This is a genomic window from Mycobacterium sp. MFM001 (assembly GCF_003402475.1).
Lineage (GTDB): Bacteria > Actinomycetota > Actinomycetes > Mycobacteriales > Mycobacteriaceae > Mycobacterium.
In genome coordinates this window covers 14,986-39,775 of the sequence record NZ_BFAB01000009.1, presented here as the reverse complement: position 1 = coordinate 39,775, position 24,790 = coordinate 14,986, and the positions used below count along the sequence as shown (strand labels likewise).

Below are 24,790 nucleotides of genomic sequence, written 5' to 3'. Positions count from 1 at the left end.
CTCACGACGCGACGCGCCGGTGGGCCGTCGCAGGATTCACACTCGGCGGCAGGGGTTATTCGGCGGCGAAGTTGCGGGTGATCGACGGGTCGACCGGAATGCCCGGCCCGGTGGTCGTCGAGACGACGACCTTCTTCAGGTAGCGGCCCTTCGACGACGACGGCTTGAGCCGCAGCACCTCGTCGATCGCCGCGCCGTAGTTCTCCGCCAGCTTCTTCTCGTCGAACGACGCCTTGCCGATCACGAAGTGCAGGTTGGCCTGCTTATCCACCCGGAAGTTGATCTTGCCGCCCTTGATGTCGGCGACGGCCTTGGCGACGTCGGGAGTGACGGTGCCGGTCTTCGGGTTGGGCATCAGGCCACGCGGGCCCAGCACGCGGGCGATGCGACCGACCTTGGCCATCTGGTCCGGCGTGGCGATCGCAGCATCGAAGTCCAGGAACCCGCCCTGGATCTTCTCGATCAGGTCGTCGCTGCCGACGATGTCGGCGCCGGCGGCCTCGGCCTCGGCCGCCTTCTCGCCCACCGCGAACACCGCCACCCGGGCGGTTTTACCGGTGCCGTTCGGCAGGTTGACGGTGCCGCGAACCATCTGGTCGGCCTTGCGGGGGTCGACGCCGAGCCGGATGGCCACCTCGACCGTCGCGTCCTGCTTGGCCGACGACGTCTCCTTGGCCAGCTTGGCCGCCTCCAGCGGGGTGTACAGCCGCGAACGGTCCACCTTCTCGGCGGCGGCGCGATATGCCTTGCTGTTCTTGCTCATTGGATTTCCTATCTGTGGTTGCTAAGCGGGCCGAAGCGAGCCCTCCCACTCTGTCTGTCGAACTCCTCCTCGGGCCGCTAGCGGCCCGCATCGTCGTCCGACGCGGCCGAGAAAACTATTCGACCGTAATGCCCATCGATCGGGCGGTACCGGCGATGATCTTCGCGCCGGCCTCGACATCGTTGGCGTTGAGGTCCGCCTTTTTGGTCTCGGCGATCTCGCGAACCTGGTCCCAGGTCACCTTGGCGACCTTGGTCTTGTGCGGCTCGGCCGAGCCCTTGCCCACGCCGGCGGCCTTCAGCAGCAGCTTGGCGGCCGGCGGAGTCTTCAGCGCGAACGTGAAGCTGCGGTCCTCGTAGACCGTGATCTCCACCGGGATCACGTTGCCGCGCTGGTTTTCCGTCGCGGCGTTGTACGCCTTGCAGAACTCCATGATGTTGACGCCGTGCTGGCCGAGCGCCGGACCGACCGGCGGCGCGGGGTTGGCCTGCCCGGCCTCGATCTGGAGCTTGATCAGCCCGACGACCTTCTTCTTCGGGGCCATTGTTTTCCTTTCTCCAGCGATTTCGGCGCGGTATTCGTCGCTGAGCGACGATTATCGCGCCGAAATCGCCCAGCTAAATCTTGGAGACCTGGTTAAAGGTCAATTCGACAGGTGTTTCGCGGCCGAAGATGGACACCAGCACCTTGAGCTTCTGTTGTTCGGCGTTGACCTCGCTGATCGAGGCCGGCAGCGTGGCGAACGGCCCGTCCATGACGGTGACCGACTCGCCGACTTCGTAGTCCACCTCGACGGGAGCCCGTTCCAGCCCGCCCTCGGCGGGGGCAGCCGCGGCCGCCGCACCCTTGGCGGGCTTCTTCGCAGCGCCCTGCGGCAGCAGGAACTTCACCACGTCGTCCAGCGACAGCGGCGACGGGCGCGACGTCGCGCCGACGAACCCGGTCACACCGGGTGTGTTGCGCACTGCGGACCACGACTCGTCGGTCAGGTCCATGCGTACCAGGATGTAGCCCGGCAGCACCTTGCGGTTGACCTGCTTGCGCTGGCCGTTCTTGATCTCGGTGACCTCTTCGGTGGGCACTTCCACCTGGAAGATGTAGTCGCCGACATCCAGGTTCTGCACACGCGTCTCGAGGTTGGCTTTGACCTTGTTCTCGTATCCGGCGTAGGAGTGGATGACGTACCAGTCGCCGGGCTTGGTGCGCAGCTCTGCTTTCAGCGCGGCGGCGGGGTCGACCTCTTCGGCCGGCTCTTCAGGGGCAGCGGCCTGTGGGCTGGTCTCTTCTACGTCGACCGCTTCACCCGCGGGCGTGTCGCCCTCGAAGGTAGTCACGGGTTGAGTCCTCTCTATAACTTCTGCTCGCTCAGCCATTGCCGAACGCGAGCATCACCAGCTTGGCCAGGCCGAAGTCGGCCAGCCCGATCAGCGCCACCATGAACACCAGGAACGCCAGCACCACCGAGGTGTAGGTGATCATCTGCTTGCGGTTCGGCCAGATCACCTTGCGCAGCTCGGCGACGACCTGCTTGAGGTAGTTGTAGACGTAGACGAACGGGTTGGGGCCCCGCTGCGTCCCGGCCTTCTTGGCCTTCTTCGCCTTCTTGGTCTTGGCGTCGGCTTCCTCCCCGGTGAGCTCGATGGCCCCCGAGGTCTCCTCAGCCTCCGCACGTTGACGGGACCGCTTGCCGGTGGGACGTTGCGGTCGCGTCACCACCGCCGTCCGGCCGCCGCGCTGTTCCTCGGTTTCGTTGGCCTCGGCTGCGTCGGCACCGTCGCGCTCGTCGCTCACCGCATGCTCCTTAAGTTCGACTGGGTGGTCGCCTTCCAGTGTCCACCATCTCCTGCTCCCTCAGCAGGGGCGACAGGACTTGAACCTGCAACCTGCGGTTTTGGAGACCGCTGCTCTGCCAGTTGAGCTACGCCCCTTCGCCGGTTGGCAGGCCAACCCGCACGGGGCCTCACATGACGCGCGCATCCGCCTGGTCAAAGCCGGAAAGCGTGCTGATGATGGGAAAACCCCGAGGTCCGAGTGTACATCGGCGCCGCGGCTAGGTACTAATCAAGCCGTTCTGACGATCTGCCCGGCGTCCATGTCCCACTTGAGGGCAACCGAGTCGGTGGCCTCGTTGCCCATCATCGTGGTGTAGGCCTCGAGCACGACCTCGCCGGCGGCGTTGGTGCAGATGTTCCTGGTGACGACGATGTCGGCGCCGAACCGCTCGTCGACGGACTGGATGTGCATCTCGGCGTGCAGCACGTCGCCGGCCATGATCGGCTTGTGGAAGATGAACTTCTGGTCGACCTGGACGATCTGCATGGTCTCGTAGCCGGTGTCGACGCTGCGCATGAAGTCGCTCTGGACCAGCTTGGCGAAGATGGTCGCGAACGTCAGCGGCGCGACGAGGCTGTCGTACCCGAGTTCGGCGGCCGCGTCGTCGTCCAGGGAAGCCGGGTCGTCGGCCTTGATCGCCCTGGCGAATTCCCGGATCTTCTCTCTGCCCACCTCGTAGGTGTCCGGATAACGCCAGACCATCCCGCGGATGTCTGTTTTGATCGCCATGCTTACGCCAGCTTCGCCGACGCGACCGCCCGGCCGAAGATCTTTTTGCCGCCGGTGGTGGCCGTCAACGCGATCGTCACGGTCTTGCTTTCGGGGTCGACCGACTTCACCTTGCCGCCGAACACGATCTCGGCGCCCTTGCCGTCGTTGGGCACCGGCACGACGGCGGTGAACCGCACGTTGTACTCGGTCACCGCGCCCGGGTCGCCGACCCACGAGGTGACGTAGCCGCCGCCCAGGCCCATCGTCAGCATGCCGTGCGCAATAGCGGTGTCCAGGCCGACCATCTTGGCGATCTCGTCGTCCCAGTGGATCGGGTTCAGGTCGCCCGAGACGCCGGCATAGTTCACCAAGTCCTGGCGGGTCAACGGGTAGACCTTCTCGGGAAGCTGGTCGCCCACCTTCACCGAATCGAACTCACGCAGTGGCATCGCTGAAACCCTCTTCCCCTTCGCCGGCACGTCCCGCCAGGGTCGTGTAGGCCTCTTGTACTACTTCGCCTGCATCGTTGGTAATGATGTTCTTGGTGACGATGATGTCGGTGCCGTGCGCCTGTCGCACCGAGTCCACGTAGACATCGCAGTAGAGCTTGTCGCCGACCTGGATCGGTTTGAAGAACTTCAGCACCTGGTCGACCTGCACGATTTGCGCGTCGTTGGTCGCGATGTCGGCGTGCTCGAAAAAAGCCGCCTGCGCCGTGTAGCCGAACACCGAGATGAACGTCAGCGGCGCCACCAGGCCGCCGTAGCCCAGGTCGGAAGCCGCCTTTTCCTCGAAGAACGCCGGGTCGTCGTTTTTGACAGCGACCGCGTATTCCCGGATCTTCTCCCGCTCAACGATGTAATGGTCGGGGTAGCGGTAGTGCATCCCGACGATCTTGTCGCCCAAAGACACTGCTGTGAGGACCTAACGGGTTTCGCGGTGCGCCTGATGCTTGCCGCAGTTGGGGCAGAATTTCTTCAGCTCCAGCCGGTCGGGGTCGTTGCGGCGGTTCTTCTTCGTGATGTAGTTGCGGTGCTTGCACACCTCGCACGCCAAAGTGATCTTCGGCCGTACGTCGGTACTGGAGGCCACGTCAGTTCTCTTTCACACGTCTCGTTGTTGTCTTGTAGCGATGGCCGGACTCGAACCGGCGACCTAACGATTATGAGTCGTTCGCTCTAACCGACTGAGCTACATCGCCTCGCGCCGCCAGCCTGCTCGGCGTCCGCCGAGCCCCCTAACGGAATCGAACCGTTGACCTTTTCCTTACCATGGAAACGCTCTGCCGACTGAGCTAAGGGGGCGCTCACCCGTAGCGACCAGTCGGGTCGTTCGCGGGCCTAAAAGAGGGTACAGCCTGGGCCGCAACGCGACCAAACCGCGTGGCGGATCACGCGGTGGCGTCGCGCAGAACTACCCGGGAACGGCTAGCCGGTTCGCCTGGATCGCCGGGGGTCCAACACGTCGAGGTCGAACGGGTCGTCCGCTTCCTCGACATCCGGCGAAGGTTCTGCGGCGTCAGAACTGTTGACGAGCATCCGAAGCGCAAGATTGACCGCTTCCCGGGCACTCCGAAGGTGATACCGGCGTATCACTTCGTCGACCAGGGTCTGATCAATCTCGATCTCAACCGTGGCAAACGACATAATCCAACGATACCCAGTCGGGCAGCACGCCAACCAGCAAAATTCGGGCTAAACCCGCAGGCAGGCCCCGTGAGGCAGCACACAGCACGTCGTAGTCTTGAGGGCGTGCCTGACTCGGACCGCTTGTACTTTCGCCAACTGCTTTCCGGCCGCGATTTCGCCCCCGGCGACATGTTCGCCACACAGATGCGCAACTTCGCCTACCTGATCGGTGATCGCCAGACCGGCGACGCCGTGGTGGTCGACCCGGCCTACGCGGCCGGTGATCTGCTCGACGCGCTCGAGGCCGACGGCATGCATCTGTCCGGGGTGCTGGTCACCCATCACCACCCCGATCACGTCGGCGGGTCGATGATGGGCTTCGAGCTCAAAGGACTGGCCGAGCTGCTGGAGCGCGCCAGTGTGCCTGTGCACGTCAATTCCCATGAGGCACAGTGGGTTTCGCGGGTCACCGGGATCTCCATGGGAGATCTGACCGCACACCAGCACGGCGACAAAGTCAGCGTCGGCGACATCGACATCGAGCTGCTGCACACTCCCGGCCATACGCCGGGCAGCCAGTGCTTCTTGCTCGACGGCCGCCTGGTCGCCGGTGACACGTTGTTCTTGGAAGGCTGCGGGCGCACCGACTTTCCCGGCGGCGACTCCGACGAGATGTACCGCAGCCTCCAACAGCTCGCGCAGCTTCCCGGCGATCCGACAGTGTTTCCCGGGCACTGGTATTCGGCCGAGCCGAGCGCGCAGCTGTCGGAGGTCAAACGCACCAACTACGTCTACCGCCCGGCAAACCTCGATCAGTGGCGCATGCTGATGGGCGGTTGAGCCAGCCTTTAAGATCGCACCAACCACGGCGGCAAAGGCGGAGGGTGGATTCTCGTGAGCTGGATCCAGGACCGCTGGCATGAGCTGATCACCGCGGGTTCGACGACGTGGTTGGCGCTGGGTACCTGGGCCGTGCTCGCGGTCGGGGTGTTCGCGCTGTTCTGGGCCAACCGGCAGGTCCGGCGCCACCGCGAGCTGTCCATCGAAGAGACCCGCCCGCACGTCGCCATGTGCATGCAGCCACATGCCGCGGATTGGCACGTGATGGAACTGGTGGTGCGCAACTTCGGCAAGACCGCGGCCTACAACATCCGCTTCGCGTTTGCCCACCCGCCGACCGTCGCCGCCTACGAGAACACCTCCGACGGGTACGCGGACGTCGTCGAACTGCAACTGCCCGACGAGCTGGCGACGCTGGCGCCCAACCAGGAGTGGCGCACGGTGTGGGATTCGGCGATCGAGCGCGCCGAGCTCGGCGACGACATCGAGTCCCGCTTCACCGGCACGGTGACCTACTACGACCGTCCCGACGACCGGCCGCGCTGGAAGTTCTGGCGGCCCGCGCGGCGTCAGTTCGAGACCCAGGTGGTGCTGGATTGGGGTGCGCTGCCGCCGGTTCAGCGGGTCGAGCTGATGTCGACGCACGACTTGGCCAAGCGGGAAAAAGAGAAGCTGGAGCTGCTGCGTGGTGTGCTGAGGTACTTCCACTACGCCAGCACTGAGCCGCGCCCCGACGTCGTCCGCCGCGAGATCGACCGGATCAATCGCGCGGCGGACGAAACCCAGGAACGGTGGCGCGCCCGCCAGCAGCTCGACGGCCCGACCGATGTGCACCTGCGCTGGGGCCAGCCTCAAGAGGCGGTCGGTAAGCACCGGGTCTGAGCCGCGCCGTGGTTCAATCGACTCCCATGAGCAGCCCGGTCAGTTATCGCCACGACGAATCCATCGCGGTCATCACGATGGACGACGGCAAGGTCAATGCGCTGGGCCCAGCCATGCAGCAGGCGCTGAACGACGCGCTCGACACCGCGGACCGCGACGACGTCGGCGCCGTGGTGATCACCGGCAACGACCGGGTGTTTTCCGGCGGGTTCGACCTGAAGATCCTGACCTCCGGCGAGGCGCAGCCCGCGATCGACATGCTCAAGGGCGGGTTCGAGCTGACCCATCGGCTGCTGTCCTACCCCAAGCCGGTGGTGATGGCCTGCACCGGCCACGCGATCGCGATGGGCGCGTTCCTGTTGTCCAGCGGCGACCATCGGGTGGCCGCCCCGGCCTACAACATTCAGGCCAACGAGGTCGCGATCGGCATGACGATTCCCTATGCGGCCCTTGAGGTCATGAAGCTGCGGCTGACGCCGTCGGCGTATCAGCAAGCCGCCGGGCTGGCCAAGACGTTCTTCGGCGAAACCGCTGTCGCCGCGGGCTTTATCGACGAGATCGTGATGCCCGACGTGGTCGTCGAGCGCGCCGTCGAAGCCGCCCGGGAATTCGCCGGTCTGAACCAGAAGGCGCACGCCGCGACGAAGTTGCGGACCCGAGCCGACGCGTTGACCGGCATCCGCGCCGGAATCGACGGCATGGCGGCGGAATTCGGGCTGTAACGGCGCGAAGTTTCGGAATGCCCAGGTCGGGTACGCCTCGGGCATGGCCGCCGTCGACCCGATCGCCCAGCCGTGGGGGCTGCGAACCCCGTACCAGCCCGGTGAGCCGTGGCCGGAACGTGTCGACCACTTCCTGGCCGACGGGATCACGCCCGAGCGCTGGGTGCAGTCGGCGGCGGTGTTGCACTCCAACGGCGACGGCCTGGACATCGCGGTCAAAGACGGGCGCATCGTGGGCGTCCGCGGCCGCGCCGTCGACCGGGTCAACCGCGGGCGCCTCGACCCCAAGGACATGTTCGGCTGGCAGGCCAACGCATCCCCCGACCGGCTCACCACGCCGATGGTGCGGGTTCGCGGCGAGTTGCAGCCGTGCGACTGGGACACCGCGATGGACCGGATCGTGCGACGCAGCCGCGAACTGCTCGACGGGCACGGCCCCAGCTCGATCGGCTTCTACACGTCGGGGCAGTTGTTCCTCGAGGAGTACTACACCCAGGGCGTGATCGCGCACGGCGCCATCGGCTCCAACCACGTCGACGGCAACACCCGGCTGTGCACCGCGACGGCCGCTGAGGCGCTGAAGGAATCGTTCGGGTGCGACGGGCAGCCCGGTTCCTACACCGACGTCGACCACGCCGACGTGATCGCGTTGTTCGGGCACAACGTCGCCGAAACGCAGACGGTGTTGTGGGCACGGATGCTGGATCGGCTGGCGGGCGGAAAGCCGCCGGCGATCGTGTGCGTCGACCCGCGGCGCACCCCGGTGGCGCTGCATGCCACCGTGCATCTGGCGCCGCTACCGGGCACCAACGTGGCGTTGATGAACGGTCTGCTGCACGAGATCATCGCCCACGACTGGATCGACCAAGACTATATCGACGCGCACACAATAGGTTTCGACGAGCTGCGTAAGCGGGTGTGCGAATTCCCGCCGGAGCGCGTCGCAGATATTTGCGGCGTCGACATCGACGACATTCGCGAGGCCGCCCGGCTGATCGGCACCGCGGAGAGGCTGCTCTCGACGGTGCTGCAGGGTTTCTACCAGTCGCACCAGGCCACCGCGGCGGCCGTGCAGGTCAACAACATTCACCTGATCCGCGGCATGCTCGGCAAGCCGGGCTGCGGCGTACTGCAGATGAACGGCCAGCCCACCGCGGAGAACACCCGCGAATGCGGCGCCGACGGGGATCTGGCCGGCTTCCGCAACTGGGCCAATGACGATCACATCGAACAGCTTGCACGGTTGTGGAACCTTGAGCCGCAACAGATTCCACACTATGCTCCGCCCACTCACGCGATGCAGATCTTCCGCTTCGCCGAGGAGGGCACGCTGCGGATGTTGTGGGTGACCGCCACCAACCCAGCGGTCTCGCTGCCAGAGCTGGCGCGCATCCGCGACATCCTGACGCAGAAACGGCTGTTCCTGGTGGTGCAAGACATCTTCATGACAGAGACGGCGGAGCTGGCCGACGTGGTGCTGCCCGCCGCGGCCTGGGGCGAGAAGACCGGCACCTTCACCAACGCCGACCGCACCGTGCATCTGTCCGAAAAAGCTGTCGAGCCACCGGGTTCCGCACGGTCGGATCTCGAGATCTTCCTCGACTACGCCCGGCGGATGGACTTCCGCGACAAGGACGGTCAGCCGTTCCCGCCGTGGACCGACTCCGAGTCGGCGTTCGAGGCGTGGAAGAAATGCAGCGCCGGCCGGCCCTGCGACTACACCGGGCTGAGCTATGAGAAGCTGCGCGGCGGCAGCGGCATCCAATGGCCTTGCAACGCCGAGAATCCCGACGGCACCGAACGGCTCTACGTCGACGCGACGTTCTGGGCGCATCCCGACTACTGCGAGGCCTACGGCAAGGACATGATCACCGGGGCGCCGCTGGAACCCACCGAATATCGCGCGATGAACCCCTCCGGGAAGGCGATCATCAAAGCGGCGCAGTACGTTCCGCCGCACGAGCCGCCGTCGTCGCACTACCCGTTCACGTTGATCACCGGCCGCACCCTGTATCACTTCCACACCCGCACCAAAACCGCTCGGGCGCCGCAACTCCAGGACGCCGCGCCCGAGGTGTGGGTGGAGGTCTCGGAGCGTGATGCCCGTCGTCTCGGCATTGAAGAGGGCGACGTCGTCGAGGTGAGCACGCCGCGCGGCAGCATCAGCTGCGCAGCCCGGATCAGCGGTATCCGCGATGGGGTGTTGTTCGTGCCGTTCCATTACGGGTATTGGGACACTCAAGACCGGCGCGGACACCATCGGGCCGGCAACGAACTCACATTCACCGACTGGGATCCGGCGTCCAAGCAGCCGACCTTCAAGACAGCGGCCGCGCAACTGCGTCGCACCGGTGACAAGGCGACACCGGTCAACGGGCAGGTCGCGGCGAAAGTCCTGGTGGGTCAGTCGTGAAAATCAAACTGGCGCTTTGCGAGTTGCATCGCTCGGAACGCAAACTGGCCCACCGGCTCAACGTGATGGCCGCACGGCATCGCAGCGACCAGGACATCTTTCACCTCGCCCACGACCTGGCCGAGTGGTCGCAGAATCATCTCGAGGAGCTCGCCACTCACGGCCGCCACTACGGGCTGCGGCTCTCAGCCGAACCGCGCACCGGCGCGCTGACCGGGTTTCTGCAGTCCCGGTTGAGCGGCTTGCTGCGCAAGCGCCCGGAACCGGGCCTGATGCTGCTGGCCGACCTGCGGCGGATCCACCGGATGGCCGCGGCCACGTCGGTGGAATGGGAGCTGCTGGGCCAGGCCGCCCAAGCCACCAAAGACGAAGAGCTGCTTACCCTTACGAAGCGCTGCCATCCCGAGACGTTGCGGCAGATGCGGTGGGCCAACGGCATGCTCAAGGAGCTCTCGCCGCAGGTGTTGACCAGCTAGGACCGTCGATAGCTTTCCCGGTACTGGGTCCAGTTCCAGGTGGACAGGAACTCCTGCGCCGCCTCGTAACCCTTCTGGTACAGCGCTTCCATCTGTTCGCGGGAGATGCCGAAGTCCAGGAAGCCGACGTCGGTGGAGTCCACCCGGATCGCCCGGGCGCTGATCCACGGCTGGTTGAGGTAGGCCTGGTCGCGGCCGACGATCATCGTGGTGAGCAGATCTTCGAGCAGGGTCGGGCCGCCGAACCAGTGCAGCGGCGCCAGGGCGGGGATCACTTTGTCGTTGCCCTGCGGCAGATTCGGCAACACGGTGACGCCGATCGTGGGCCAGCGCGGCGGCTTGCCGTCGGGGCGGTCGAACGAGTCGATCGGGAAATTCGACAGCATTCCGCCGTCGACCAACGTGGACGTCAGGCCGCTGGCGCTGGTGAGTTTGACGGTACGGAAGAAGAACGGGATCGACATCGACGCGCGCACCGCGTCGGCCACGTGCTGCTCGTCGGGATCCAGCCCGTAGAGCCGGCGGTAATCCCACGGCAGCCGCACCAGCTGGCCGGTGGTCACGTCGGCCACGGTGACCACCAGCCGGTAGCGCCGCTCCGGCAGCACGTAGTCGTCCTCGATGGCCAAGTCGCCGAAGGTGCTGACGCCGAGGTTCTTCAACTCCGAGCGGATCCAGTCGTGCGCGAAATCACCCTTGTAGATACCTTGTTCGCTGAGCAGACCCCAGGCCGGGCCGAGCAGCGGGATCCGTTCGATCGGTCCCGGGTCGAGGAATTTGCGGTAGGGCACCGTCATCGTGAGGTGCCGGACTTCTTCGGGGGTCAGCTGATCGTAGCCGGCTGCCAGGATGGCGCCGACGATCGAGCCGGCCGAAGTGCCTGAGACGCGCGGGATTTCATAGCCCGCCTCCATCAGCGCGACGACGGCGCCCACCAGGCCGATGCCCTTGACGCCGCCGCCGGACAGCACCAGATCCGTCTTGTTGCCCATTCAGCCCTCTCCGGAAACCCAGTCGTAGGGAAGGAATTTGCCGTCGAACGTCACCACCACCCGGTCACCGGTCGGGTGTGGTTTCTTCTGCAGGTCGACGCTGAAGTTGATCGCGCTCATGATCCCGTCGCCGAACTGCTCGTGAATCAGCTCCTTGAGCGCCGGCCCGTAGACCTGAAGCGCTTCGTAGAAGCGGTAGACGGTCGGGTCGGTGGGCACCGCGGTGGGCAGGCCGCCGCGCATCGGCGCCGCGGCCAGGACCGCGACGGCCGACTCGTCGAGCCCGAGCATCTCGACGAGCACCTTGCCCAGCTCGGCGGGAATCGGGTGTTGGCCGAGCAGCGCTGAGGTGGTCCACACCACCGGTCGGTCGATGGCGTCGGCCAGCTCCTGCCAGGTCAGTCCCTTGGTCAATCGCGCGACGACGATTTGTTCGGTGATCTCGTTTCTGGTCATGGCTACCAGCATGCTCCTAGCCCGGCTTGGTAGCGCTCAGTTCGCTTCGGCTCGCCGAACGTGGGGGATATGGACGAAAAGTGGTCGGATTGTGTACATACCCCCCACGCTCGGCGCGCAATTAATGACACGAGACACTAGCCCGGCTTGGTGGCGGTCACCAGACGGGTGGACGCCCAGGGGCCGCCGTACCACATCCGCCAGCCCAGATTGCGCCGCCCGACACGCATCCACCCCAGCTCGCGCAGATCGTCGGCATGCTGCCGGGTACCCCACAGGTCCGCGATCGCGAGCCGACCGCCCGGGCGCAGCACCCGCACCGCCTCGCGCAGCGCCTGCCGACGGCCTTCGAGAGTCGGAATGTTGTGTATCGCAAGGCTACTCACGATCACGTCGAAGCTCTCGTCGTCGAACGGCAGCGCGGTCATGTCCGCGGTGCGCACCTCGATGCGGTCCCCCACCTTCTCCAGGTCCGCGTTTTTCAGCGTGGCCGACGGCGAGTTGTCGGTCTGGTCGGGCTGCCACAAATCGATTCCGATCACGCGGCCACGCGGCAGCCGCTTGGCGGCGGCCACCAGCACGGCGCCGCGGCCGCAGCCCATGTCGAGCACGGTTTCGTCGCCCTGCAGACGCAGTTCGTCGAGAATCCGGTCCCACACGACGAACTTGCCGGATCGCGTCGCATAGAGGTAAAGCGCTGTGTGAGCGACGATTCCGAGTCCCGTGGCGCCGGTCAGCGCCGCCCTGCGCCGCCGGCCCCGCGCCCAGCTGAGCACCGACCACAGCAGCAGCGCGGCGGCCTGGATGGCCAGACCACCGAACTGCACGCCGGCCGGGACGGTCTTGAACGATCCGTCGATCCCGTAGTCGCCCTTGTGATCGTGCATCCGGTTCACCAGCGCCCGTGGTGGACGACCTCGTCGAACGGCCGCCTCTTGGGCTGACGGATCGGGGTGAGCGGACGGTCGGCGGGATAGCCGATGCCGAGCAGGTAGGCCACCAGGTGATCGTCGGGCACACCCAGGATGGCGCGGGCCTTGTCCTGATCGCCCACGGACGAATGGCCGGTGCCGATGCCGAGGTCGGTGGCCGCGAGCATCATCGCCATCGTGGCCTGCCCGACGTCGTACTGATCGGTGACCTTCCGGCGTTCGCTGGGCGGCTCCGGCACCACCAGGGCAATCGCGGCCGCGGCCGCGGCGATGTGGCCGGCGCCCTGCCACACCGTGGAAAGTTCCTGCAGCTGAGCCCGATCGGTCACGATCACGAAATCCCACGGCTGGCGGTTCTTCGCCGACGGCGCCCGCCAGCCCGCCTCGGCGATCCGGTTCAGGTCGGCCTCGGACACCGGCTCTGGCCGATACTGGCGCACGTTGCGCCGCGCGCGAATCGCATCCCAGGTTTCCATCTCAATCGCTCCCTCGTCTGCCCCGGCCGTCTATGGTGGCACCGCAATGGCGCTTCATCTCCACCGTGCCGAACGTACCGATTTGCTCGCCGACGGGCTCGGTGCCCTGCTGGCCGACCCGCTGCCCGACCCGTTCGCCGAGGAACTGGTGCTGGTGCCGGCGCGCGGGGTGGAGCGGTGGCTGAGCCAGCGGCTCGCGCAGAGGCTCGGGGTCTGCGCCGGGGTCGCGTTCCGCAGCCCGGCGTCGCTGATCGCCGAGATCACCGGGACCGTCGACGACGACCCGTGGTCGCCGGAGGCCATGACGTGGCCGCTGCTGGAGGTCATCGACTGCTCCCTGGACGAGCCGTGGTGCCGCACGCTGGCAACGCATCTGGGCCGCTCGGACGACGACGACTTGCGCCGCGGCCGAAGGTATTCGGTGGCGCGACGGCTGGCGGGGCTGTTCGCGTCGTATGCCCGGCAGCGCCCGCAGCTGCTGGTCGACTGGCTCGACGGACGCGCCGGCGTTGACCCCGACCTGGCCTGGCAGCCCGAATTGTGGCGGGCGCTCGTCGCCGCGATGCCCGCCGACCCGCCGCACCTTCGGCACCAGAAGACGCTGGCCCGGCTGCGCGAGGGCCCTACCGATCTGCCCGAAAGGCTGTCGCTGTTCGGGCACACCCGGCTGGCCTGCACCGAGGTGGAGCTGCTCGACGCGCTGGCCACCCACCACGACCTGCACCTGTGGCTGCCGCATCCGAGCGACGAGCTGTGGCGGGCTTTGCAGGGTGTGCACGGCGCTGTCCCGCGCGCCGAAGACACCAGCCGGCACAAGGCGCAGCATCCACTGCTGGAAACCCTCGGCCGGGATCTGCGCGAGCTGCAGCGCAGCCTGCCCACCAATCCCGCGACCGACGAATACCTTTCCGGCGCAACCAAACCCGACACGCTGCTGGGCTGGCTACAGGCCGACATCGCGGCCAACGCGGTGCAGTCATCGGGGCGTGTGCCGGCCGAAACCGACCGCTCGGTGCAGGTGCACAGCTGCCACGGCCCCGCGCGGCAGGTCGACGTGCTGCGCGAGGTGCTGCTCGGCCTGCTGGAGGACGACCCGACGCTAGAGCCGCGCGACATCGTGGTGATGTGCCCGGACATCGAGACCTATGCGCCGCTGATCGTCGCGGGCTTCGGGCTCGGCGAGACGGCGGGTGACAGCCATCCGGCGCACCGGCTGCGGGTCCGGCTCGCCGACCGCGCGCTCACCCAGACCAACCCGCTGCTCGCGACCGCCGCCGAACTGCTCGCCATCGCCGGCACCCGCGCGACCGCCAGCCAGGTGCTCAACCTTGCCCAGGCCGAGCCGGTTCGCGCCCGGTTCGGGTTCACCGACGACGATCTCGAGGCCATCACCGACTGGGTGCGGGACGCCAACATCCGCTGGGGGTTCGACAAGGCGCATCGCGCGCCGTACGGCCTCGACCACATCGTGCACAACACCTGGCGGTTCGGGCTGGACCGCATCCTGGTCGGCGTCGCGATGTCGGACGACTCGCAGGCGTGGCTGGGCGCCGCGCTGCCGCTCGACGACGTCGGCAGCAACGGGGTGGAGCTGGCCGGGCGGCTGACCGAGTTCGTCGAGCGCCTGCATCATGTGGTCGAACGACTCAGCGGCACAAAGCCATTGAGCGATTGGCTCGAGACCTTGTCGGAAGGCGTTGCCCTGCTCACCTGCCCCGGGGAGGCGTGGCAGGAAGCCCAGTTGCAGCGCGAATTCGGCGACGTGCTCAAGCAGGCCGGGTCTCGCGCGTCGACACTGATGCGGCTGGCCGACGTTCGCGCGCTGCTGTCGACGCAATTGGCCGGGCGCCCCACGCGGGCCAACTTCCGCACCGGCACGCTGACCGTGTGCACCATGGTGCCGATGCGCTCGGTGCCGCACCGGGTGGTGTGCCTGCTCGGCCTCGACGACGGCGTTTTCCCGCGGCTGAGTGTCCCCGACGGTGACGACGTGCTGACCTGGCAGCCGATGACCGGTGAGCGTGACATCCGTTCGGAGGACCGCCAACTGCTGCTCGACGCCATCTGTGCGGCCACCGAGACGTTGGTAATCACCTACAGCGGAGCCGACGAACATGCCGGGCATCCACGCCCTCCGGCGGTGCCGTTGGCGGAGTTGCTCGACGCGCTGGACCAGACCACCGAGCAGCCGGTACGGGAACACGTCCTGACCAAACACCCGCTGCAGCCGTTCGACCGCCACAACGTCATCCCTGGCGCGTTGGTGCCCCGCCGGCCGTTCAGCTTCGATCCCACCGCCTTGGCAGCCGCCGAAGCAGCTGCCGGGAAACGCACTGCACCCCAACGGTTTTTTACCGATCAGCTGCCCGCTCCGCCCATAAACGATGTGGTCCTGGCCGACCTGCTCGACTTTTTCAAGGACCCGGTCAAGGGGTTCTTCCGTCAGCTCGACTACACGTTGCCGTGGGACGTCGACAGCGTCGAGGATGCGATGCCGGTCGACATCAGCCCGCTGCAAGAGTGGGCCGTCGGCGACCGCATGCTGCACGACATGTTGCGCGGCATGGACCTCGAGGTGGCCAAGGAGGCCGAGTGGCGTCGCGGCACGCTGCCGCCCGGGCGGCTGGGGTGGCGCAAGGCCCATGAGATCAGCGGCCAAGCTGTCCAGCTGGCGATCTCCGCGCTGCGCCATCAACGGGTGCACGCGCGAGCTCATGACGTCGCCGTCGACCTCGACAATGGCCGACGCGTCACGGGCACGGTGAACCGCGTGTTCGGCAATCGGATCGTCGAGGTGAGCTACTCACGGCTGGGCCCGAAACACAAGTTGCAGGCGTGGATTTCGCTGGTCGCGCTTGCCGCCGGCGACCCGGATCGCGACTGGACTGCCATTTGCATCGGGCGCGGTTCGAACGACAGTGTCGACGCGTGCTGCTTGCACGCACCGCCCGATCCGCTGGCGGTGCTCGGCGATCTGGTCATGCTGTTCGACACCGGCCATCGCGAGCCGCTCCCGCTGCCCCTGAAGACGTCCTACGCGTGGGCGGAAAAGCGTTACCGCGGACGGGATCCGGTCAGGTTCGCGCGCAGCAAGTGGGAGAGCAGCAGTTCTCACGACGGCGAGGACAGCGAGAAGGCGCACGTCCGGGTCTGGGGGTCCAATCCGCGCTTCGACGTGTTGGTCGACCATGGACTTGGTCCGCTTGCAGAAAGACTCTGGCTGCCGCTATTGGCCGCCGAAGGGAAGCCGGGCTGATGGACCGCTTCGACATACGGGGTCCGCTGCCCAAAAGCGGGTCCACCACCGTGCTGGAGGCCAGCGCCGGCACCGGCAAGACGTTCGCGCTGGCCGGTTTGGTTACCCGCTATCTCGCCGAGACAGACGTGACGCTCGACGAGATGCTGCTGATCACGTTCAACCGCAATGCCAGCCGCGAGTTGCGCGAGCGGGTCCGCGGTCAGATCGTCGAGGCGGTGTCCGCGCTCGAGGGCCGCGCGCCCGCCGGCAATAACCTTGTCGAGCACTTGCTGAGCGGCAGCGACCGCGCGACCCGGCAGCGGCGGCTACGTGACGCCCTGGCCAACTTCGATGCGGCCACCATCGCCACCACACACGAGTTCTGTGGCCGGGTGCTGAGATCGCTTGGCGTGGCCGGTGATACCGCTGCCGACGTCAAGCTGCAGGAAAGCCTCGACGATCTGGTCACCGAGATCGTCGACGACCTCTATCTCGCGCAGTTCGGGCGGGCCGAGGACCAGCCGGCGCTCAGCTACAAGCAGGCGCTCGCGCTGGCCCGCGAAGTCGTGGAGGATCCGTGCGCGGTCTGGCGACCGCTCGACCCAGCCCCGGACAGCGAAGCCGGAATTCGACTGCGGTTCGCCGGCGCGGTGATCGATGAACTCGAGCGCCGCAAGCGTCGGCTGCGCATCCTCGGCTACGACGACTTGCTCACCCGGCTTGCGAAAGCCCTTGAAGCCGAGGACTCTCCGGCCCGGGACCGGATGCGGCGGCGCTGGCGGATCGTGCTGGTCGACGAGTTTCAAGACACCGACCCCATCCAGTGGCGGGTACTGGAGTGCGCGTTCAGCGGACACTCGACGCTGATCCTGATCGGCGACCCCAAGCAGGCCATCTACGGGTTCCGCGGTGGCGACATCTACACGTATCTGAAGGCCGCCCGCGACGCCGACACCCGCTACACGCTCGGTGTCAACTGGCGCAGCGACCGCGTGCTCGTCGACAGCCTGCAGACCGTGCTGCGCGGCGCGGCGCTCGGCCACCCCGAGATCGTCGTTCACGACATCGATGCGCATCATGATGGGTGTCGGCTGGCCGGTGCGCCGCGCAACGCACCGTTTCGACTGCGCGTCGTCAAGCGGCCGACTCTCGGATATGACGATGACGACAACGTTCCGATCGACGTGCTGCGCCGCCACATTCCCGCCGACCTGGCCGCCGACGTCGCAGCGCTCTTGGCCAGCGGCGCCACCTATGACGGCCGGCCGGTTCGGGCCGGGGATATCGCGGTGATCGTCGAGCAGCACAAGGACGCCCGCGCCTGCCGGGATGCTCTGGCGTCGGCCGGGATTCCGGCGATCTACACGGGCGACACTGACGTGTTTGACTCGCAGGCCGCTAAGGACTGGCTGTGTCTGCTGGAGGCGTTCGACGCGCCGCACCGCAGCGGTCTGGTCCGCGCCGCGGCGTGCACGATGTTCTTCGGGGAAACCGCGGAAACCCTTGCTGCCGAAGGTGATGCGCTGACCGACCGGGTGGCGGGCTTAGTCCGGGAGTGGGCCAACCACGCCCGGCTGCGCGGGGTGGCGGCGGTGTTCGAGGCCGCGCAGCTGCGCGGTATGGGTCGCCGGGTACTGGCCCAGCACGGCGGTGAGCGCCACATGACCGACCTGGCCCACATTGCGCAGTTGCTGCACGAGGTCGCGCACCGGGAACGCTACAGCCTTACGGCGCTGCGGGATTGGCTGCGACGCCAGTGCGACACCCGCAGCCGTGTATCCGAGCACAACCGCCGCCTGGACAGTGATGCGGCCGCGGTGCAGATCATGACGGTATTCGTGGCCAAGGGACTGCAGTTCCCGATCGTGTACTTGCCGTTCGCGTTCAACCGCTTTGTCCGCGCCGACGACATCTTGCTCTACCACGACGACACCGACAAGCGCTGCCTGTACATCGGCGGTAGCGCACCGACCAGTGTTCTCGACCTGTACCGGGCCGAGGAAGCACGCAACAACATTCGGGTCACCTACGTCGCGCTGACCCGCGCGCAGTCGCAGGTGGTGGCGTGGTGGGCACCGACCAAAGACGAAGTGAACGGCGGGCTGTCGCGACTGCTGCGCGGCCGCAGCGTCGATCAGGCCGAGGTACCAGACCGGTGCGCACCGCGGATCACCGACGAGGATGCCTGGGCGGTGTTCAAGCAATGGGAGGCCGCGGGCGGCCCCTCGGTGGAGGAATCGGTGATCGTCACACCATCGGCCGCTCCCGGCGCACCACCTATCCCCCACTTCGAGGTGCGGCACTTCCACCGCGCGATCGACACCGCCTGGCGGCGGACGTCGTATTCGGCGCTGGTGCGCGGCGCAGAGCCGATCGGCGTGGAGAGTGAGCCGGAGGTCGGGACGCGTGACGATGAGGTGGAAAGCGTGGTGCTCACGCCTCCGAGTCCGGGTTTGGACGTCGTCTCGCCACTGGCGGGTAAGCCGGCCGGTGCGACTTTCGGGTCGCTGGTCCATGCGGTATTGGAGACGGCAGATCCGTCCGCGCCGGATCTGGTGGCCGAGCTCGAGAAGCAGGTGCGGCGGCACATGGTGTGGTGGCCGGTCGACGTCGCCGCTGCCGATCTGGCGGCTGCGCTGGTGCCGATGCACGACACCTCACTGGGATCGCTGGCCGCCGGGTTGACCCTTCGCCAGATCGGTATGCGGGACCGGTTGCGGGAGTTGGACTTCGAGATCCCGCTGGCCGGTGGCGACCTGCGCGGCTCCGTCCCGGACGTGTCGCTGCATGACGTCGGCGACCTGCTGCGGGGACACTTGCCTGCCGGTGACCTGTTGGCGGCATATGCCGACCGGCTGACATCCCCCGGATTGGGCGGCCAGTCCCTTCGCGGGTATCTGGCCGGCTCGATCGACGTAGTGCTGCGGCTCCCCGGGCCACGCTATCTGGTGGTGGATTACAAGACCAACTACCTGGGCGATGCGGCGTCCGAATACACCGAGCCGCGGCTGGTCGAAGCCATGCTGCATTCCGACTATCCGCTGCAAGCCCTGCTGTATGTCGTTGTCCTCCATCGGTTCTTGCAACAACGCCAGCCCGATTACGACCCTGCTGTGCATCTGGGCGGGGTGCTGTATCTGTTCATCCGCGGCATGTGCGGTCCCGACACACCGGGCTGCGGTGCGTTCAGTTGGCAGCCGCCGGCGGAGCTTGTGGTGGCGTTGTCGGACCTGCTCGACCAGGGAAGGCAGGCAGCATGACGCTTGCCATCGGCAGCACCGGCATCCTGCAGACCTTCGGCGAGGCCGGAGTGCTCGACATCGCGGATGCGCATGTGGCGAAACGGATCTGCGAGCTGGGTGAAGAACGCGACGAGCGGGTGGCCCTGGCGGTCGCTCTCGCGGTACGTGCGCTGCGCGGCGGTTCGGTGTGCGTGGACCTATCCAGCATTGCGACCGCCATCGGCGGGGACGAACTGCCGTGGCCAGAGCCCGCGGACTGGCTGTCGACCGTACGCGGCAGCGCGTTGCTCGGCGAGCCGCCGGTGCTGCATCTCTACGACGACCGGCTGCTCTACCTCGACCGGTACTGGCGCGAGGAGAAGCAAGTGTGCGACGACCTGCTCGGCTTACTCTCCGCGCAGCCGACGAACAAGTTCCCGGATCTCGCACGGCTCTTCCCATCGGGGTTCGAGGAGCAGCGCGAGGCGGCGGAAATTGCGCTCTCGCAGTCGGTTACGGTGCTGACCGGTGGACCAGGCACCGGGAAGACCACGACGGTCGCGCGGCTCTTGGCGCTGCTGGCCGAACAAGCCGGGCCGGCAAGGCCGCGCGTTGCGCTGACCGCGCCCACAGGCAAGGCGGCGGCGCGGCTGCAAGAGGCGGTGGCAATCGAGGTCGAGAAACTGGATGCCGTCGACCGGTCACGGCTCGGCGGGTTGCAGGCGGTGACTCTGCATCGGCTACTCGGCTCCAAACTGAAGACCTCCTCGCGGTTTCGCCACAATCGCGGAAACCGGTTGCCGCACGACGTGATTGTGGTCGACGAGACATCGATGGTGTCGCTGACCATGATGGCACGACTGCTGGAGGCAGTACGGCCGGACGCACGGTTGATTTTCGTCGGTGACGCGGACCAGTTGGCGTCAGTGGAGGCCGGGGCGGTGCTGGCGGACTTGGTCGACGGACTTTCCGCGCGCGCCGATGCGCGAGTGGCGGCGTTGCGGACGTCGCACCGGTTTGGGCAGTCGATAGGCTCCCTTGCCGACGCAATCCGGCTCGGCGACACGGATCGCGTGTTGGAGTTGCTGCGATCAGGCGACGAGCACATCGAGTTCATCAACGAGACAGATCGGCTGCGTTCGATCTTGGTGCCGCAGGTAGTTCGGCTGCACGAAGCCGCAGTATTGGGCGCCGTCGACGTAGCGCTGGCGATCCTGGACGAGCACCGGCTGCTGTGCGCGCACCGGGAGGGTCCCTTTGGCGTGCGGCAATGGAACCGTCAGATCGAGAAATGGCTGTCCGAGGAAACCGGTCTGCCGCCCTGGTCGGAGTGGTACGCCGGACGGCCACTACTGGTGACAGCGAACGACTACGGATTACGCGTCTACAACGGCGACACCGGTGTGGTAGTCGCAGGTCCTGATGGCCTTCGTGCCGTTATCTCGGGTGCCACTGGACCACTTGACTTTTCGATCAGCCGTCTTTCCGACGTCGACACCATGCACGCGATGACGATTCACAAGTCTCAGGGCAGCCAGGCCGACGAGGTCACCGTGCTGATGCCGTCGGAGGATTCGCGGCTGTTGACCCGTGAGTTGTTCTACACCGCGGTGACCCGCGCGAAGCGAAAGGTGCGCGTGGTCGGATCAGAGGCGTCGGTCCGGGCCGCGATTGAGCGGCGGGTGGCGCGAGCAAGCGGATTGGCGAAGCGGCTGCAAGCGGTCTAGTACTTGTTGCTAGTCAACTGAACGCCCGAGAAAGGCCATCAGCCGGGCAGTGGGCGTCGCATTCTCGGGCACCGGTTGTGCCGGGCCGAACCCGCCGGGCCGTCGCAGCATGTCGTCGGACACCGATTCCACCAACTGGCGGCAGAACGTCAGCAGGTCCTCAGGAAGCTCGAACGCCTGCTGCCGTGAGCGGTACAGATCCCAGCTATGCAGGGCCAGGTCGGCAACGGGATAGGCCAGCGCCCGGTGCAACGGGACCTCTCCCTGCGGCGACGGCCGCATCGCGTCCAGGTCCGCGCCGGGCAGTGCGTCCTGCAACCGGGCAGCCAGCTCACGAACCCGCGCGGCCGGGTCGTCGCATTTCCACTCATCCGGCTCAGAAGGACCCTGCCAGATGTCGCCACCCTCCACAAGCGTCACAACCTTGGTCGCGCTGCCAGTGACGTGACCCACTAGGTCGCGGATACTCCAGCCTTCGAGATTCGATGGCATATCCCAACTTTCGGAGGGTATCTGCTCTACCGCGTCGATGAGCAAGCCGATCGCCTCGGTGGTCCGAATGCCGACCTGCGCGGCCGTGTCGTCGTTCACTGGCTCCTCCTGTCGCCGGGTCGGCATCAGCGAAACTTAACTCACTGCGAAGCGCATCGGCGTGTCGTCGCAACCATTTAAGTGTCGCGGCCTCTAGCGGCCGGGCAGTTTGCCAACCGCTGCCCCGGGACGCTGACAGACTGGGCTCATGACAGATGCCGATGCGGGACGTGTCGCGGTCTACCTCGACTTCGACAACATCGTGATCTCGCGCTACGACCAGGTCCATGGCCGCAATTCGTTTCAGAAGGACAAGGCCAAGGGCCTGGACAAGGATCGGCTGGGGCGGGCCACCGTCGACGTCGGGGCCATCATCGACTTCGCGTCGTCGTTCGGCACGCTGGTGCTCACCCGCGCCTACGCGGACTGGTCGGCCGAGGTCAACACCGGCTACCGCGAGCAGCTGGTGGGCCGCGCGGTCGATCTGGTGCAGCTGTTCCCCGCGGCCGCCTATGGCAAGAACGCCGCCGACATCCGGCTGGCGGTCGATGCGGTCGAGGACATGTTCCGGCTGCCCGACCTGACCCACGTGGTGATCGTGGCCGGCGACTCCGACTACATCCCGTTGGCGCAGCGCTGTAAACGGCTGGGCCGCTACGTGGTTGGCGTCGGGGTGGCCGGGTCGTCGAGCCGCGCGCTGGCCGCGGCGTGCGACGAGTTCGTCACCTACGACGCGTTGCCCGGCGTCCCGGTGCCCGAGCCCGCGCAAACGCCCAAGCGGCGCACCAAAAACGCCGAGGAACCGCTACCGCCCGACCCGCAGGCCGCGGCCACCGGTCTGCTGACCCGCGCGCTGCGCATCGGCATGGAAAAAGACGACGCCGAATGGCTGCACAACTCCGCGGTCAAAGCGCAGATGAAGCGGATGGACCCGTCGTTCAGCGAAAAGGCTTTGGGATTCAAGTCTTTCAGCGATTTTCTGCGGTCCCGCTCGGATCTCGTCGAGCTCGACGAGAGTTCGACGACGCGGATGGTGCGGCTGCGCTAGACCCGCTGCCCGGACACGAACAGATTCCACGGGGCGGCCTGCTCGGTGTCCTGGGCGGGTTGACGACCGTAGCCGGCCATCAGCTCGTCGGCCGACGTCACCGCCACGTCCCAGCCGTGCCGGCGCAGCCAGTCGCCGACGTCTTCGCGCTCCTCGAAGTACCACAGCTGGTCGCTGCGGGGGACCTGGCGCTGCGGATCCACCTTGGCCATCAACTGCTGGACCCGCTCCATGCGCTCGCGTCGCTGCGCGACTGCCTCGGGGTCGGCGAAGTTGGGTCCGAGCGCCTCGACGCCGATCCGGCTGCCGACGGCCGCGAGCTCTTGGATGCGGGTGAACAGCAGGTCTTGCGCCGCCGCCGGCAGGTACATCAGCAGCCCCTCGATCGACCAGGCACTCGGGGCGGATGCGTCAAAACCAGCCTGCAGCAACGCCGTTGGCCAATCGTGGCGCAAGTCCACCGCGACTTCGACCCGATGGCACGTCGGCTCGTGCTCCCGAAGCGTCGACGACTTGAAGTCCAGCACCCTGTGCTGGTCGAGTTCGTAGACCGTCGTGCCGTCGGGCCACGGCAGCCGCCAGGACCGCGCGTCCAGGCCCGCGGCCAGGATCACCGCCTGACGGATGCCCGCGCGGGTGGCGTCGAGGAAGAAGTTGTCGAAAAAGGCGGTCCGCGAGGCGAAGTAGTCGACCAGCGTGCGCATCCGCGCCGGCAGCTCGGGTTCGGCTTCGACGACCTCGGCGGGCAGCTCGGGAGCCTCGTACCAGTTCCACACCCCGTCGCCGACGGTGTCGAGGAAAATCCGCGCGAACGGATCGCTGATCAGCGGATCGTCGCTCTCGGTTTCCGCCGCGCGGGCGGCGGCCACGCCCAGCGCCGTCGCGCCCACGCTCTCGGTGATCTCCCAGGTGTCGTTGTCGGTTCTCGCCACGGTTCGACCTTACGGAAGAATCGCGGTCAGCATGAACGCCACCTCCTCGCGACGACGCCACATTGTGCGGCTCGCGGTGTTCGCCGCCTTCTTGCTCGTGATGTTCTACCTGATCGCCATCAGGCACATTGTCGACGTCGAGGCGGTGCGACGCGCGGTCGCGGCGACGGGACCAGCGGCGCCGCTCACCTATGTGGTGGCGTCGGCGGTGCTCGGCGCGATCTTCGTGCCGGGCCCGATGCTGGCCGCCGGCAGCGGGCTGCTGTTCGGTCCGGTACTGGGCATCGCGGTGACGCTGGGTGCGACGGTGGGCACGGCGGTCGTCGCGAGCCTGGTCGGCCGCCGGGCGGGCCGAGACAGCGCGCGGGCGCTATTGGGTGCGGAACGCGCGGACCGCGTCGACGCGCTGATCGAACGAGGCGGGCTGTGGGCGGTTGTGGGCCAGCGCTTCGTTCCCGGCATATCGGATGCGCTGGCCGCGTATGCGTTCGGCGCGTTCGGAGTTCCGTTGTGGCAGATGGCCGTTGGCGCGTTTATCGGTTCGGTGCCGCGGGCGTTTGTCTACACCTCGTTGGGCGCCTCGATCGCGGACCGGTCGGCGGCGTTGGCTTACGCGGCGATTGCGGTGTGGTGCGTGACGGCGGTCGTCGGCGCGTTCGCAGCGCACCGCGGATACCGAAAATGGCGCGCGCATGCTCGCTCCGGCGAGGACGGCGAGCTTCCGGACGGTGCGGCGCGCTGAGTATCCGGCGGGCATTGGGTCACTTCCGTCCCACCAGTCACGCGACCGAACCACCTAGTGAGTTGCCCGCCTACGCGCGACAAATCTCCCTTGGGCGCCTAATTGTCGCTGTGAGGCGGGCACATTGTGGACCGGTTAAATCGAGGGATTGGTGTGGCAGATGCGATTCGCACAACCAAATCCTGTCCGGTCGAGGGCCATCCGCGGCGGACCGCCCGGGCCGGTGG

At 66.9% G+C, this 24,790-nt stretch carries 25 protein-coding genes and 3 tRNA genes; 10 read left to right on the top strand and 18 right to left on the bottom strand.

Features of this window, described 5'->3' with window-relative positions:
• Window positions 1–55 precede the first annotated feature (55 nt).
• The 12 genes from rplA to MFM001_RS16290 all read right to left on the bottom strand — a co-directional run bounded on the left by rplA (window position 56) and on the right by MFM001_RS16290 (window position 4,953).
• Window positions 56–763 carry a 50S ribosomal protein L1 gene (gene rplA, locus MFM001_RS16345; protein ID WP_116376338.1) on the bottom strand — a complete coding sequence of 236 codons (708 nt, stop codon included), beginning with the start codon at window positions 761–763 and terminating at the stop codon, window positions 56–58.
• Between the two features lie 115 nt (window positions 764–878).
• Entirely contained in the window at window positions 879–1,307 is a 429-nt protein-coding gene (gene rplK / locus MFM001_RS16340; RefSeq protein ID WP_116376337.1) for a 50S ribosomal protein L11, read from the bottom strand.
• Between the two features lie 73 nt (window positions 1,308–1,380).
• Entirely contained in the window at window positions 1,381–2,097 is a 717-nt protein-coding gene (gene nusG / locus MFM001_RS16335) for a transcription termination/antitermination protein NusG (RefSeq protein WP_116376336.1), read from the bottom strand.
• Between the two features lie 31 nt (window positions 2,098–2,128).
• Window positions 2,129–2,554 carry a preprotein translocase subunit SecE gene (gene secE, locus MFM001_RS16330; RefSeq protein WP_116376335.1) on the bottom strand — a complete coding sequence of 142 codons (426 nt, stop codon included), beginning with the start codon at window positions 2,552–2,554 and terminating at the stop codon, window positions 2,129–2,131.
• A 64-nt stretch (window positions 2,555–2,618) separates the two neighbouring features.
• Window positions 2,619–2,691, bottom strand: a tRNA-Trp gene (locus tag MFM001_RS16325).
• 133 nt (window positions 2,692–2,824) lie between these two features.
• On the bottom strand, window positions 2,825–3,325 hold the full coding sequence (gene hadC, locus MFM001_RS16320; RefSeq protein WP_116376334.1) for a (3R)-hydroxyacyl-ACP dehydratase subunit HadC: 501 nt from the start codon (window positions 3,323–3,325) through the stop codon (window positions 2,825–2,827).
• 2 nt (window positions 3,326–3,327) lie between these two features.
• Window positions 3,328–3,756: a (3R)-hydroxyacyl-ACP dehydratase subunit HadB gene (hadB, locus tag MFM001_RS16315; protein ID WP_116376333.1), complete on the bottom strand. Its 429-nt coding sequence runs from the start codon at window positions 3,754–3,756 to the stop codon at window positions 3,328–3,330.
• On the bottom strand, window positions 3,743–4,192 hold the full coding sequence (gene hadA / locus MFM001_RS16310) for a (3R)-hydroxyacyl-ACP dehydratase subunit HadA (RefSeq protein ID WP_371685555.1): 450 nt from the start codon (window positions 4,190–4,192) through the stop codon (window positions 3,743–3,745). Before hadA ends, hadB begins: the two co-directional genes overlap by 14 nt.
• A gap of 39 nt (window positions 4,193–4,231) precedes the next feature.
• Window positions 4,232–4,399 (bottom strand): 50S ribosomal protein L33, encoded by a 168-nt coding sequence (rpmG, locus tag MFM001_RS16305; RefSeq protein WP_003898538.1) that lies wholly within the window; start codon window positions 4,397–4,399, stop codon window positions 4,232–4,234.
• A 35-nt stretch (window positions 4,400–4,434) separates the two neighbouring features.
• Window positions 4,435–4,508 (bottom strand) — tRNA-Met (locus tag MFM001_RS16300).
• Window positions 4,509–4,538: 30 nt separating this feature from the next.
• Window positions 4,539–4,611 (bottom strand) — tRNA-Thr (locus tag MFM001_RS16295).
• Between the two features lie 123 nt (window positions 4,612–4,734).
• Window positions 4,735–4,953: a type II toxin-antitoxin system VapB family antitoxin gene (locus tag MFM001_RS16290; protein WP_116376331.1), complete on the bottom strand. Its 219-nt coding sequence runs from the start codon at window positions 4,951–4,953 to the stop codon at window positions 4,735–4,737.
• Window positions 4,954–5,058: 105 nt separating this feature from the next.
• Here MFM001_RS16290 and MFM001_RS16285 point away from each other — a divergent pair, with 105 nt between their 5' ends.
• From MFM001_RS16285 to MFM001_RS16265, 5 genes are read left to right on the top strand one after another with little or no spacing between them, the layout of a single operon-like run.
• Window positions 5,059–5,775 carry an MBL fold metallo-hydrolase gene (locus tag MFM001_RS16285; RefSeq protein WP_116376330.1) on the top strand — a complete coding sequence of 239 codons (717 nt, stop codon included), beginning with the start codon at window positions 5,059–5,061 and terminating at the stop codon, window positions 5,773–5,775.
• Window positions 5,776–5,829: 54 nt separating this feature from the next.
• Entirely contained in the window at window positions 5,830–6,657 is an 828-nt protein-coding gene (locus MFM001_RS16280) for a hypothetical protein (protein ID WP_116376329.1), read from the top strand.
• A 26-nt stretch (window positions 6,658–6,683) separates the two neighbouring features.
• Window positions 6,684–7,379, top strand: coding sequence for a crotonase/enoyl-CoA hydratase family protein (locus tag MFM001_RS16275; RefSeq protein WP_116376328.1), 696 nt, complete (start codon window positions 6,684–6,686; stop codon window positions 7,377–7,379).
• 43 nt (window positions 7,380–7,422) lie between these two features.
• Complete coding sequence (locus MFM001_RS16270) at window positions 7,423–9,792, top strand: molybdopterin oxidoreductase family protein (protein WP_116376327.1); 2,370 nt, start codon at window positions 7,423–7,425, stop codon at window positions 9,790–9,792.
• Window positions 9,789–10,268, top strand: coding sequence for a hypothetical protein (locus MFM001_RS16265; RefSeq protein WP_116376326.1), 480 nt, complete (start codon window positions 9,789–9,791; stop codon window positions 10,266–10,268). Before MFM001_RS16270 ends, MFM001_RS16265 begins: the two co-directional genes overlap by 4 nt.
• On the opposite strand, the gene MFM001_RS16260 is transcribed toward MFM001_RS16265, so the two are convergent.
• The 4 genes from MFM001_RS16260 to MFM001_RS16245 form a co-directional block, all read right to left on the bottom strand.
• A complete protein-coding gene (locus tag MFM001_RS16260; RefSeq protein WP_116376325.1) occupies window positions 10,265–11,260 on the bottom strand; it encodes a patatin-like phospholipase family protein in 996 nt (331 codons plus the stop codon). The genes MFM001_RS16265 and MFM001_RS16260 overlap by 4 nt on opposite strands.
• The gene (gene cynS / locus MFM001_RS16255; RefSeq protein WP_116376324.1) at window positions 11,261–11,728 is read right to left on the bottom strand and encodes a cyanase; all 468 of its coding nucleotides are present in this window, start codon (window positions 11,726–11,728) and stop codon (window positions 11,261–11,263) included.
• 125 nt (window positions 11,729–11,853) lie between these two features.
• Complete coding sequence (locus tag MFM001_RS16250) at window positions 11,854–12,603, bottom strand: class I SAM-dependent methyltransferase (protein ID WP_116376450.1); 750 nt, start codon at window positions 12,601–12,603, stop codon at window positions 11,854–11,856.
• Between the two features lie 5 nt (window positions 12,604–12,608).
• Entirely contained in the window at window positions 12,609–13,124 is a 516-nt protein-coding gene (locus MFM001_RS16245; RefSeq protein WP_116376323.1) for a nitroreductase family protein, read from the bottom strand.
• 46 nt (window positions 13,125–13,170) lie between these two features.
• On the opposite strand from MFM001_RS16245, the gene recC reads away from it, so the two are divergent.
• The 3 genes from recC to recD are packed head-to-tail and all read left to right on the top strand — an operon-like array spanning window position 13,171 to window position 21,310.
• Window positions 13,171–16,380: an exodeoxyribonuclease V subunit gamma gene (gene recC / locus MFM001_RS16240; protein WP_116376322.1), complete on the top strand. Its 3,210-nt coding sequence runs from the start codon at window positions 13,171–13,173 to the stop codon at window positions 16,378–16,380.
• The gene (recB, locus tag MFM001_RS16235; RefSeq protein ID WP_116376321.1) at window positions 16,380–19,622 is read left to right on the top strand and encodes an exodeoxyribonuclease V subunit beta; all 3,243 of its coding nucleotides are present in this window, start codon (window positions 16,380–16,382) and stop codon (window positions 19,620–19,622) included. The genes recC and recB overlap by 1 nt, the downstream gene beginning before the upstream one ends.
• Window positions 19,619–21,310 carry an exodeoxyribonuclease V subunit alpha gene (gene recD / locus MFM001_RS16230; protein WP_116376320.1) on the top strand — a complete coding sequence of 564 codons (1,692 nt, stop codon included), beginning with the start codon at window positions 19,619–19,621 and terminating at the stop codon, window positions 21,308–21,310. The genes recB and recD overlap by 4 nt, the downstream gene beginning before the upstream one ends.
• Window positions 21,311–21,319: 9 nt before the next feature.
• Here the strand turns inward: recD and MFM001_RS16225 are convergent, their stop codons facing one another.
• Entirely contained in the window at window positions 21,320–21,901 is a 582-nt protein-coding gene (locus MFM001_RS16225; RefSeq protein ID WP_238159238.1) for a TIGR03086 family metal-binding protein, read from the bottom strand.
• A gap of 148 nt (window positions 21,902–22,049) precedes the next feature.
• Here MFM001_RS16225 and MFM001_RS16220 point away from each other — a divergent pair, with 148 nt between their 5' ends.
• Window positions 22,050–22,889: an NYN domain-containing protein gene (locus MFM001_RS16220; RefSeq protein ID WP_116376318.1), complete on the top strand. Its 840-nt coding sequence runs from the start codon at window positions 22,050–22,052 to the stop codon at window positions 22,887–22,889.
• On the opposite strand, the gene MFM001_RS16215 is transcribed toward MFM001_RS16220, so the two are convergent.
• Complete coding sequence (locus tag MFM001_RS16215; RefSeq protein WP_116376317.1) at window positions 22,886–23,821, bottom strand: class I SAM-dependent methyltransferase; 936 nt, start codon at window positions 23,819–23,821, stop codon at window positions 22,886–22,888. The genes MFM001_RS16220 and MFM001_RS16215 overlap by 4 nt on opposite strands.
• Window positions 23,822–23,852: 31 nt before the next feature.
• Between MFM001_RS16215 and MFM001_RS16210 the strand changes: the two genes are divergently transcribed.
• Window positions 23,853–24,563, top strand: a complete 711-nt coding sequence (locus tag MFM001_RS16210) for a TVP38/TMEM64 family protein (protein WP_116376316.1) — start codon at window positions 23,853–23,855, stop codon at window positions 24,561–24,563.
• The last annotated feature ends 227 nt before the right edge of the window (window positions 24,564–24,790 follow it).